7 protein-coding genes are annotated in these 11,815 nt (G+C 58.2%); 6 read left to right on the top strand and 1 reads right to left on the bottom strand.

Going from position 1 to position 11,815, the window contains the following annotated elements; genetic code table 11:
* Positions 1-28: 28 nt before the first annotated feature.
* Genes EKH80_RS03675 through EKH80_RS03655 form a run of 5 tightly spaced genes read left to right on the top strand, consistent with a single transcriptional unit; the run spans position 29 to position 8,347 of the window.
* Positions 29-1,498, top strand: a complete 1,470-nt coding sequence (locus EKH80_RS03675; protein WP_126683370.1) for a CHASE3 domain-containing protein — start codon at positions 29-31, stop codon at positions 1,496-1,498.
* Between the two features lie 5 nt (positions 1,499-1,503).
* Positions 1,504-3,831: a hybrid sensor histidine kinase/response regulator gene (locus EKH80_RS03670; RefSeq protein WP_126683369.1), complete on the top strand. Its 2,328-nt coding sequence runs from the start codon at positions 1,504-1,506 to the stop codon at positions 3,829-3,831.
* A 52-nt stretch (positions 3,832-3,883) separates the two neighbouring features.
* On the top strand, positions 3,884-4,930 hold the full coding sequence (gene cheB / locus EKH80_RS03665; RefSeq protein WP_126683368.1) for a chemotaxis-specific protein-glutamate methyltransferase CheB: 1,047 nt from the start codon (positions 3,884-3,886) through the stop codon (positions 4,928-4,930).
* Between the two features lie 20 nt (positions 4,931-4,950).
* Positions 4,951-7,689, top strand: a complete 2,739-nt coding sequence (locus EKH80_RS03660) for a GAF domain-containing protein (protein ID WP_126683367.1) — start codon at positions 4,951-4,953, stop codon at positions 7,687-7,689.
* 16 nt (positions 7,690-7,705) lie between these two features.
* Positions 7,706-8,347, top strand: coding sequence for a hypothetical protein (locus EKH80_RS03655; protein ID WP_148110419.1), 642 nt, complete (start codon positions 7,706-7,708; stop codon positions 8,345-8,347).
* Between the two features lie 205 nt (positions 8,348-8,552).
* Here the strand turns inward: EKH80_RS03655 and EKH80_RS03650 are convergent, their stop codons facing one another.
* Positions 8,553-9,494 (bottom strand): MBL fold metallo-hydrolase, encoded by a 942-nt coding sequence (locus EKH80_RS03650; RefSeq protein WP_230473419.1) that lies wholly within the window; start codon positions 9,492-9,494, stop codon positions 8,553-8,555.
* Between the two features lie 621 nt (positions 9,495-10,115).
* Here EKH80_RS03650 and EKH80_RS03645 point away from each other — a divergent pair.
* Complete coding sequence (locus EKH80_RS03645; RefSeq protein ID WP_126683364.1) at positions 10,116-11,690, top strand: tyrosinase family protein; 1,575 nt, start codon at positions 10,116-10,118, stop codon at positions 11,688-11,690.
* Positions 11,691-11,815: the final 125 nt, after the last annotated feature.

The raw sequence follows: 11,815 nt of genomic DNA, 5'->3' as shown, positions 1-11,815 counted from the left end.
CATTCGAACCATCACGCATGGGGGCGATATGAAACTGACTGTTGGGGCAAAAATAGGGGCCGGCTACGCCGTTGCCTTGCTGATTATTGCCGTGCTCGGCGTCGCTTCGTACCGAAATGCCAGCGGCTACGAGGAGGCCGTGCAACAGCGTGCGCAAGGTTATCAGGTGATCGATAACCTTGCCGCAACGCTTTCGACCATGCAGGACGCGGAGACCGGGCAGCGCGGCTACCTGATCGTTGGTGCGGACCGCTATCTGGAGCCTTACAACTCTGCGTCCGTGAATGTATACAAGGTGTTGCAGAATCTGAAGGATCTCGTCGGCAGCAATGCCGAGCAGCAACGTCAGCTCGATCAACTCCATACGCTGATCAACGCCAAGTTCGACGAACTCAAGGAAACCATAGCGCTGCGGCAGACCAAGGGCTTTCAGGCCGCGATGGAAGTGGTGCAGACGGATCGGGGCAAGAAAGTCATGGATGACATAAGGGCTGTGATAACGGACATGAACCGCCAGGAAAAGGCGGTGCTGGATCAGCGCGATGTTGACGTCAGCATCAAGTCGAATGCGGCGATCCACACCATCGTCTATGGTATACCCATTGCCTTCGTGGTCTTGGCGCTGCTTGGTTTTGCGATCGTGCGCACCATCACGCATGAGCTTCGGGACGGCATCTCCAGGCTCGCAGCCTCCGCGTCGGAAATCCTTGCCACGACCACCCAGCTGGCCGCCAGCGTCGTGCAAACGGCCACCGCAGTCAGCGAGACGACGGCGACGGTGGAAGAAGTCAAACAGACGGCCCAGCTCACCACCGAAAAAGCACGCTATGTCCTGGACAGCGCGCAAAAGGCTTCAAACGTTTCCACGGTTGGCCGCAGCGCGGTGGATGACACCGTGCAAGGGATGCATCGCATTCAAGCGCAAATGGAATCCGTCGCGGACAGCATCGTCCGGCTGAGCGAGCAGAGCCAGGCGATCGGCGAGATCATTGCCACCGTCAATGGTCTGGCTGAGCAGTCGAACCTGCTGGCGGTCAATGCCGCCATCGAGGCCACCAAGGCGGGAGAACAAGGCAAGGGTTTCGGCGTGGTCGCGCAGGAAATCAAAAGCCTTGCCGACCAGTCCAAGCAGGCCACGGCCCAGGTGCGGACCATTCTGGGCGATATCCAGAAAGCGACCAGCGCAGCCGTCCTCGCTACCGAGCAGGGCAGCAAGGCGGTGGAGTCCGGCGTAAAACAGACTGGCGATACCGGCGAATCCATTCGCCTGCTGGCGGACAGTATTACCGAGGCGGCTCAAGCCGCCACGCAAATCGCGGCGTCCAGCCAACAGCAGGTGGCGGGTATGGATCAGGTCGTGGTGGCGATGGAAAGCATCAAGCAGGCGAGCACGCAAAACGTGACCGGCACGCGCCAGGCGGAAGAGGCCGCGAAAAGTCTGCACGTGCTGGGATTGCGGCTGGGTGATCTGATCGGAAGTCATCGTGTGGCGGTGTGACGGCCATGACCAGGCGTACTACCGACAAGAAGAGCGATGATCTGCTGGAACGCCTGCGGCTGACCTTTCAGTCGGAGGCCGACGAGCATCTGAAGTCGATGTCATCGGGCTTGCTGACTTTGGAGCAGGCCTCGTCAGGTGAGTCGAAAAGCCTGATCGAGGCCATATTCCGCAGTGCACACAGTCTGAAGGGGGCTGCGCAGGCGGTAAATCTCGAACCCATCGGGTCGGTATGTCAGCCGCTGGAAAGCGTCCTGGCCGCGTTGAAGGCGGGGCGGCTGGAACCGAAGCCAGCATTGCTCAATCTCCTGCACGAGTCACTGGACACGATCGGCCACCTGGTTTCGACGGATGCAGCGTCGCTGGACCAGCGCCTGCCGCTCGCGGCGGCGGCGGCGCGGCGGCTTGACGACGCGCTGAAGGGTAAGTCGACGAACACGGAGCAGCCGGATGAGCCTGTCATGAAGGCTCCGGCCGACACGCCATACGTAGCACCCAACGTCACGCCTGAAACGGTACGAGTATCCATTGCGAAGCTGGATACGGTGATGCGCCATGTGGAGGAGCTGTTGGCGCCTCGGCTGGCCGCCAGTCAGCGCCTGCTGGAGCTCAATGAGGCGGTGTCGATGCTTTCGGCGTGGAAGAAGCAGCGCGCACGGCTGCAACCGGCCTTGCGCGTGATCGAGCATTCGCTGCAGGCTTCTTCCCAAAGCGTGGTGGGGGAGCCCGACGATCACGCTACTGCGAACGGTGCGACCAGCCGTAAACAGGAGCTGTCGAAGCTGCTGGAGTACCTGGACAGCGAGCAGGTGCAGCTGAAAGTCATCGAGGATCACCTGGCCAGGCTCAGTCGATCCACGCAGCACGATCAGCGTGTTCTGACCAGCATGAGCGACAGCCTGTTGCGCGATTGCAAGGAGATGCAGCTGCTGCCGTTCTCGTCGCTGCTGGAAGGGTTTCCCCGCTTTGTTCGCGAGCTGGCCCGCGAACAGGGCAAGACTGTGGAACTTTCGATGCAGGGCGGCGACATCGAAATCGACCGGCGCATTCTGGATGCGATGAAAGATCCTCTGATTCATCTACTGCGCAATAGCATTGATCACGGCATAGCCACTCCGGCAGTGCGTGGCGCCAAGGGCAAGCCGGCGAGGGGCACGATCATGGTGGCCATCTCGCAAAAGGACAGCGGCAAGGTCGAAGTGGTCGTTGCCGATGATGGCGCGGGGATCGACGTCCCCGCGGTAAAGGCGGCGGCCAGCAAGCTCAAAAACATCGCCTTGCAGGACGGAGGGCGCATGGACGAGCAGGAGGCCATGGCGCTGGTGTTCAAGTCGGGCCTCAGTACCAGCCCGATCATCACGGACGTTTCCGGCCGTGGCCTTGGGCTAGCCATCGTTCGCGAAAAGGTCGAGAAGCTCGGTGGCAGTATCGCGATTGAATCCCGGCGTGATGCTGGAACGGTATTTCGCATCGTGCTGCCCTTGATGCTGGCGAATTTCCACGGTTTGATCGTTCGCGAAGGCGGTCAACTCTTGGTCATTCCGACGATCCACGTCGAACGCGTCATGCGTTTGGATCATAGCGCCATTCGCACGGTGGAAAATCGGGAAACCATTCCGGTGAATGCCCAGGCGGTATCGTTGGTGGGACTTGGCGACGTGCTTGAGATGCCGCGATCGCGTACGAGCGAACCGCCCAGGAGCAGCACCTTGGCGGTCGTCATCGAAATGGCGCATGTAAAGGTGGCGTTTCGCGTGGATGAGGTCCTTGGCGAGCATGAAGTGCTGGTCAAGCCGCTGGGCCGCCAGCTGGTGCGCGTGCGCAATGTTGCCGGTGCGAGCGTACTGGGCACGGGACAGGTCGTGCCGGTATTGAATGTCTCGGATTTGCTGAAATCGGCGATGAAGCAGGTGTTCACGCCACGAGCCGCAGGCGCCAGCCCTGACGGCGACAAGGGCGAAGTCACCGAAAAGCGGTCGATACTCGTGGTCGAGGACTCGATCACCTCGCGGTCCCTGCTCAAAGGCATCCTGGAGACCGCCGGATATCAGGTCAGCACGGCGGTTGACGGCATGGACGGTTTCACCACGCTCAAGACCGGCAAATTCGACCTGGTCGTGTCCGACGTGGAAATGCCGCGCATGGATGGCTTTGACCTTACCGCCAAGCTGCGCGCCGACAAGCAGCTATCGGACTTGCCGGTGGTGCTCGTGACGGCGTTGGGGTCACGTGAGCATCGCGAACGGGGGATCGATGTGGGCGCCAATGCCTACATAGTGAAGAGCCAGTTTGACCAGAGCAATCTGCTGGATGCCGTCAGGAGGCTGGTATGACGCCGTCGGATGCATTGCAGTCCTGTCTTTAGAGATTTCCAGGAGGGAGCGCGTGATCAAGGTCCTTGTCGTGGAGGATTCGTCCGCGGTCCTCGATTTTCTGGTTTACGTGCTGGGTTCGGATCCTGAGCTGAAAGTCGTTGGCACGGCGCGCGATGGCATGGAAGCGCTGGACGCCGTGCGCCGTTATAGGCCTGACGTCATCACCATGGACATCCACATGCCGAAGATGGACGGGCTGGAAGCCACGCGCCGCATCATGGAAACCACGCCTACGCCGATCGTCATCGTCTCCGCAGGCCGCGACGCAAAGGAGTTGGCGACTACCTTCAAGGCATTGGAAGCCGGGGCCCTGACGGTGCTGGCGACACCCATGGGCATTGGTCATCCGCTGCATGCGAGCATGGCCAAGGAACTGGTGCAGGCGGTAAAGCTGATGTCGGAAATCAAGCTGGTCCGTCGTTGGCCACGTGCAAATCATGTGGCGAGCGCGCTTTTTCCCGAAGTGGCGAGCCCGTCTGCCCCGGCAAGAATTCGCGTGGCGGCGATCGGGGCTTCCACTGGGGGGCCGCCGGCGATTCAAGCCATCCTTGCGCGTTTATCCAAGGAATTTCCGGTCCCGGTGTTGATCGTCCAGCACATGACAGCCAGCTTTACCGAAGGATTCGTCGAATGGCTCAGGCCGACGGTCAGGCTTCCGATCCATGTGGCCTCCCAGCATGAGGTCATGCGTCCCGGGCATGTCTATGTGGCGCCGGATGGCTTTCAGATGAAAGTGTCGCACGGCAACACCATCGTGTTGACCAACGACCCGCCCGAATCCGGCTCGCGCCCGTCGGCCTCCTATCTATTCCGTTCCGTAGCCGAGGTTTATGGCGGCGAGGCGATTGCGGGCCTGCTAAGCGGCATGGGGCGAGATGGCGCCCAGGCGCTGCGCTTGCTGAGGGAGAAGGGGGCCATCACCTTTGCGCAGGACGAGGCCAGTTCGGTCGTGCATGGCATGCCCGGCGAAGCCATTCGACTCCACGCCGCAGTGCACGTCCTCCCGCTGGACAAGATTGCCGACATGTTCATGGCGGCCGCCAATCGGCGCCTATAAGCCACATGGGAAGGTGAATCATGAAACCTGAAGCGAGCAAGACGAGAGAGCAAAATCGCACCACAGAGATACTCGTTGCCGAGGACAGCTCGACCCAGGCCGAACGCGTGCGCTACCTGCTCGAAGAGCATGGCTATTCGGTGACGATCGCGGCAAATGGGCGCAAGGCTCTGAATGCAGCGCTCAAACGCAAGCCTGCGCTGATCATCAGCGACGTGATGATGCCCGAGATGACCGGCTTCGATCTGTGCAGGGAAGTCAAGCATGACGAGCAGCTTCATGACGTACCGGTGATTCTTCTCACCTCGCTCTCGGATGCGTCGGACATCATGCAAGGATTGAAATGCGGCGCCGACAATTTCATACGCAAGCCGTACGAGGATGACTATTTGCTTGCAAGGGTCGACTATCTTTTGATGACCAACGAGTTGCGGCGCAACCAAAAGATAAACCTGGGTGTGGAGATCTACCTGGGAGGGGAAAAGCATTTCGTCACGGCCGAGCGGCAGCAAATCGTGGACCTGCTGATATCGGTCTATGAAGAAGCCGTCCACCTGACTGCGGAGCTGACGAAACGTGAGCGCGAATTGTCCGAGTCCAATCTTACTTTGGCGGGTCTTTACCGCATTGCCGAAGGCTTGAATGGCGCGTTGAGCGAGCGCGAGGTATGCGCGCAGGCGCTCGCGAATGCTGTGCATCTTCCCGGGGTAGAGGGCGGATGGATCTATCTATGGAATGGCGATGAGTCGTTCCGACTCGGGGGTACGCACCATCTTGACACGGAACTGCAAGCCAAGTGCGCCGCTCAGGATTTGTGCGAGTGCCAGCGCCAATTCATTGCAGACGGAAAGAACCGGTCTGTCAATATGCCGGATTGTTGGCGCATTGCACGGCCTGGCAACGGCGCGGCCACTCACGCTTGCGTGCCGCTATGGAGCGGAGACCAGAGTTTGGGCATTCTCAATCTGGTGGGCGGGGAGGGGGAGTTCGCGGAAGGTGACCTGGAAGCATTCGACAGCTTGGGACTGCAGCTGGCTATTGCACTGCAGCGCGCGAATTTGCACGCCCATCTGGAACGTCTCGTGGATTTGCGGACGGCCGCGTTGACCGCCGAGATGGCTGAGCGCAGGCGGATGGAGTTGAAGTTTCACAATCTTTTCGAATACGCCCCCGATGCCGTTCTGATGATCGATGGGAATGGCCGGATCGCACTCGTCAACCGTCAGGCCGAGGCGGTATTCGACTACCGCCGGATCGAGCTCGTCGGCGAAAACGTCGGCAGGCTTTTGCCACGCATCCTGGACAAGGCTCACCTGGACGTGCACCGAAAGCCCAGTCTTGAGGCTGGGGGTAATGGCCTGTTTGGCGTACGCAAGGACGGGACGTCGTTCCCGGTGGACATTAGTCTCAGTCCGATGGAGGCCGACGGCGACAGAATGGTTGCGGTGGCCATTCGGGACGTAACGGAACGCAAGGTCTACGAGGCGAAGATAGCCCGTCTCAATCGGCTGTACGCCGTGCTCAGCGGCATCAATAGTGTCATCGTGCGCGTGCGCGAGCTCGAGGAGCTTTTTGAGGAAACCTGTCGCATTGCCGTGGAACTGGGCAAATTCGCCCTGGCATGGATAGGTCTGGTGGATGAAGAAAGCCAGACGGTGACCCCGGTTGCCTGCAAGGGCCACGCTGATGCCTGCAAGTTTACCCTGAGTTTGAACGAGGCCAGGGGCGAACGTCTGAAGGGCGTATCGGCCGTCTCCGCGTTGTTGAAAAATCAACCAGTGATATGCAACGGCATCGCCGAAGACGATCGTCTTCAGCCATTGGGCGTAGAGGCCTTCAGGCGAGGCTATTGTTCTTCGGCCATGTTCCCTTTGGCAGTACACGGCCAGCTGGTCGGCGTACTGGGCTTTTACGCGTTCGAAGAGAACGTGTTCGATACCGACGAGAAACAGCTGCTGGTCGAAATAGCCAGCGATATTTCTTTCGCGATGAATCATTTGCAGAACGAGGAAAACGAGCGTCGGCTGCACGATAAGAACATCGAGTTGCGTGTCACCTCCGAAGCCAAGGATCGATTCCTGGCTTCCATGTCGCATGAGTTGCGTACGCCACTCAACGCCATCCTCGGCTACACCGGCACTTTGCTGATGCGACTGCCCGGCGAGCTGAACGCGGAGCAGGAAGGGCAGCTGCAAACGGTAGAGTCCAGTGCCAAGCACTTGCTATCGCTGATCAACGACCTGCTTGATCTGGCCAAGATCGAGTCCGGGCACCCCGAGCTCAACATGCGCTATCTCTCCTGCAAGGAGGTTATCGAGGAGGTGGCCACCTTGTTGCATCCATTGGTCAAGCGCAAGAGCATTTCGCTTGAACTGAAGCTGCCGTCGGCCGAGCTGGATATCTATGCCGATCGGCGCGCGCTCAGCCAGATCCTGATCAATCTTGGCAATAACGCCATCAAGTTCACGGAGCAGGGTGGCAGGATTTCCTTCGCGGCGGAGCGCACCATGATCGACGGCCAATATTGCTGCGAGATACGTGTCGCCGATACCGGATGCGGCATCCGGCCGGAAGACCAGAACGCCTTGTTCCAGGCATTTTCGCAGGTCGACCAGCTCCCGGATCACCCCATCGAAGGGACCGGCCTTGGCCTTTATCTTTCCAAGCGCCTCGCGGTCATGCAGAACGGAAGCATCCGCTTTGAAAGCGAGGTCGGACGCGGCTCCACTTTCAAACTCATTCTGCCCGAGCGTCACTAAGCGGCAGTCGCATGCGGTGACGATTGCGCTGGCTCGCGGAATCGTTCATAACTGGTGCCCAGAGAGACCGAAGAAACGGGCTTGCGTCCTGCGCTCCCTGCATGACAAACCATTGGATGGCATGATGATATCGCTCATTAAGCATGTGCCGGAATATTTGTCGTTTTACCTATTTAACCGATCGCGGGCATTTCCTGAAAATGCCGGCATGGTTGCGGATGAATGTAATGCCCGCGGTTTTGGCTTGTTCTCTGGTGGGGTGATGGTTCGCGTTCTGAGTGAATTCAGCGAAATTGCGATTCAAATCGAGTATCAGCTCGATGAGCTTGATTTGACCAAGGAGGACTTGGGTAAATGGGATCGTGTTGCAGAATGCCCACTTATGGTTGTTGACGGGGTGATTTATTTTGAATCGAGTACCGATTCAAAGCCCTTCGCCAGGGTTTCCGCGGAAAACGGACAGCACCGTGCCAGGATATATTGGGGTGGGCAGTACACTGGCCGGCTGGACGGGTCATCGGAAGATTTTTATCTTATCCAAATATGGCCAGGCGATGATGAGGCCGTGAAATATATCAAGGGTCCTGAGGGATGGCCGATTCCCATACAGCCTTATGAGGAAGAGATAATAAGGAAAGCCAAAGCCGGCGATGCATAGGGAGCGTGCGAGCCGTTCAAAACGGTCGCCGCCAGCGCGTAGGCTGGGTTGCAAAACCCAGCATTGCGATGCTTACAGCCGCGAGATGCTGGGATTGCCATCCCGGCCTACGCTCTGCCAGACGCGCATACAGTGCCACCCGAAAGCTTGCGGCCCCAATCTTTGAAATTAAGGTTGCCGCCTTAGCTTCGGGAAAAGTTCAACCTCAGTCCTCCAGGGGAAGCGGTGTCAAGGGGCGGTCATCGTAGCCAACGGGCACCCATGTATAGCCTTGGCCGGCTTGACGGATATGGCCGATGCCCGGGAAGGGGAGGTGCGGCGCTGCTATAAGCGTGCGGTGGGACGCGAAGTCCGCGAAAGCCTGGGTGCGAACGCCTTCAGCGAGCTTCGAATCGGTGTCGAAGGCTATGGTTATGGACGGATCGGTCAATTGTGCGAGCGAGTGAATCGAGTCCCCGATGAAGACGATTTTCCTGCCCTGGCTTTCGAGCGTATAGAATGCACTGCCAGGCGTGTGTCCGGGTCGAATCGTGCCGGTCATGCCAGGAAAAATTTCTTCCGACCCGGAAAAGGGCTTTATCCTGCCGAGATTGGCGTAGGGCTTCAGTACTTTGACGGCGCTTGCCGACGACTCGGCGTCGCCATGTGCTCTCGATGACGCTGCGGGATAAAAGTAGAAAGCAAGGTCCGGTTTGCCGACATGGATGGTTGCCTTGGTGAAAACCGCCTTGCCGCCATGCGCCAGGCCACCCACGTGATCGATGTGCACATGAGTGATCAGGATGTCGTCGATCTGATCCGGGCGGACACCTGCTGCAGCGAGACTTTCCTGTAACCGGCCGACGCGGTTGCCGAACAATTCGCCGCTCCCGGTGTCGACCAATACGCGGCGCTTGCCGGTCTCGACCAGGAAGGCATTGATGGACGTGCGGACGGGATCTTCCAGGAAGTCCTGCCGGAGCAATGCGTCGAGGCGATCGGGAGTGACTCCGCGCAGCAACTGGTGCAGATCCAGGTCGATGGTTCCGTCCGAGAGCGCGGTGATTTTGGCGTCACCCAGCGCGAATCGATAGACCCCCGGCAATTGTTCCACGCTGGCGGGTTGGGCATGGGATGTCGCTGCGGGCGATGTGAAGGCAGCAGTCACCAAGGTAAGCCCCACTATGGAGCTTTGGATTCGGTGGGATTTCATGGGTTGCCGCTAGTTGCCATCACGTGGATCTCGTCACTTTACACGATACGGCATGGCGCTTGTTCTAGGCGTCGGTTTTCCTCGGCCTGCTTTCCTCTGTGTGCTCAAAGTTAGATGAGTCGAACGAGCAAATCCTTTGCATGCCCAATGATTTCACTGGAAACAGAACTGGGTCACCCAAGATTACACACGTTTTAAATCTTGGATGGCCCTGTCTTCTCCTTTCCGATACCTCGGAATGCGGCTCGTATTGAGATTGAGGAAGACGACCAGCCCAGGTATCAACGCCGGATAGAGCTTCGGTGACGTGCTTTTCACGCTCATCAACCGCGTGCCTTGGCATGCTCCGCCAACATCGATAGAGAAATACGGGAACTCACGTTTTGCCCTTCTCGGTATCGTTGGAAAATATTGCCAGCAGAGGGACCTTTGGCACAAATTTCGCCGCCAAGGCTTATTCACATCCTCGTCAACAAATGCTGCAAGGATTTTTCGCTAGGCCTTATTCACGCAGCGCAGACGAGAGCAGGCGGCTAAATTCAATTCTTCGTATTTCTGCGTGACAAAGGAGGAGCTATGAAATTCCTTAGCTCTTCGATGCTGGTGGCCGTGCTTGGCTTGGTGGCCGCGAACCTGGGTTTCCAAACTGCTGTCGCGCAGTCCACCCCAGTGACTGGGCTGCACACCCGCATGAAATGGCAGGACTTTGTCAGCGGACCTGATGGCGCGAAGCGATTGGCTAGCTTCAAGAAGGCCGTAGCCAAAATGAGGTCGCTCGATAACAGTCCGACGGATTCGGCCGATTTTCGTCGAAGCTGGAAATATTGGGCGAATATTCATGGCTATCTCGGGCCTACCAGCTCGTTCGGGACGGTTGCCGAACGAAGCCAACAATTGACGAATGATGGCCTGTCGCAGTACCTGCCGTATCTGGTTGGTACCGCGGGCATGCCGGGAATCGTCGACCAGACACCGCCAGACGCCATCGCGAAGACGATCTGGGCAACTTGCCAGCATTCGCCGCCGGGGATGGAGGTGAACTTTTTCGGTTGGCACCGCATGTTTCTTTACTATTTGGAGCGTGTGATGCGCTGGGCTGCGAACGACCCGACGCTGACACTTCCGTATTGGGACTACACGAATCCCGCTGAAACTGCGCTTCCGGCTGAATTTCGAGACACCACCTCTCCACTCTACGATTGGCGCCGGTCCACGGCGGTGAACCAGGGCCAGCTCGCGTTGAACCCGAACATAACCGATATTGACGGCCCTTTGACCACGGACACGAGCTTTCTCCAGTACGAAAAGGACATTGAATCCACTGTGCATGGCAACGTGCACTGCGCCATGGTGAAAACTTGCCCTGTAGCGCTGATGGGATTGGTCGGCGTGGCAGCCAACGATCCGATCTTCTATATGCATCACACGAATATCGACCGAATGTGGTCTTGCTGGCAGTATTTGCACCCCAGCGAGCAACCCGGCACGTGGGAAAACCAGAGCTTCACCTTCGTAGACGAAACCGGCGCTGAGGTAACCCGTCCCGTCAAAGATTTTCTTGACACCACCGTGCTAGGTTATGTTTACGACAACGACAGCGCATGCACGCGCGTACCAGCGGTCGCTGCAGTAGAAGTGCAGATACAGCCGCCGGCCAGCGTCGAACAAGCCTTTCCGAACGTTTTGTTTTCGAGCATGCCAGTCCCGTTAAACTCGAATGTTACTTCCGTTGAAGTGACGATTTCCGCGACTGCGCAGCTAAAAAATACAGAACTTGTGCTGCGCGATGTAAGCTCACTCTTCGCGCCCGGCGCATTGGTGGATGTGTATGTTGCGAAAAATGACGAATCGACACCGAGAGCTTACGTTGCCACCATCAATTGGTTCGGTGTCTTCGATCATGCTCACAGCATGGATCGCATGGAGCGTGGAGGGCCAGTAGCACGCACGTTCGAATACAATGTAACCCGACAGCTGCAAGCTCTTGGGTTTCCAGACGCAAAAGAGTTGACCATCCTATTCGAGGCGAGCTCAGGACTGGTGCCTACCAGCAAGAACCCTGTTGCACCCAATGAACTTCGCAGAGCGCTTGAGGCCACGCTTCGTCCCGACGCGAATTTGACCATTGGTGCTATCGAACTTCGGCAGTAGTTGTCCCTTGGCGAGCAGTTGGGGAGGTAAGGCGTGCCTTCATTTTCGGCGTCGAGGGAAATTCCGCCATAGCCGTCAGCCTGCAGCCAGGCAACCATTTGTGGGTCAAGCGGTTGTCATGCGGC

This window comes from Dyella choica (assembly GCF_003977665.1).
Taxonomy (GTDB): domain Bacteria; phylum Pseudomonadota; class Gammaproteobacteria; order Xanthomonadales; family Rhodanobacteraceae; genus Dyella_B; species Dyella_B choica.
The sequence above is the reverse complement of the archived record's forward strand: the minus strand, read 5'-3'. Positions and strand labels throughout refer to the sequence as shown.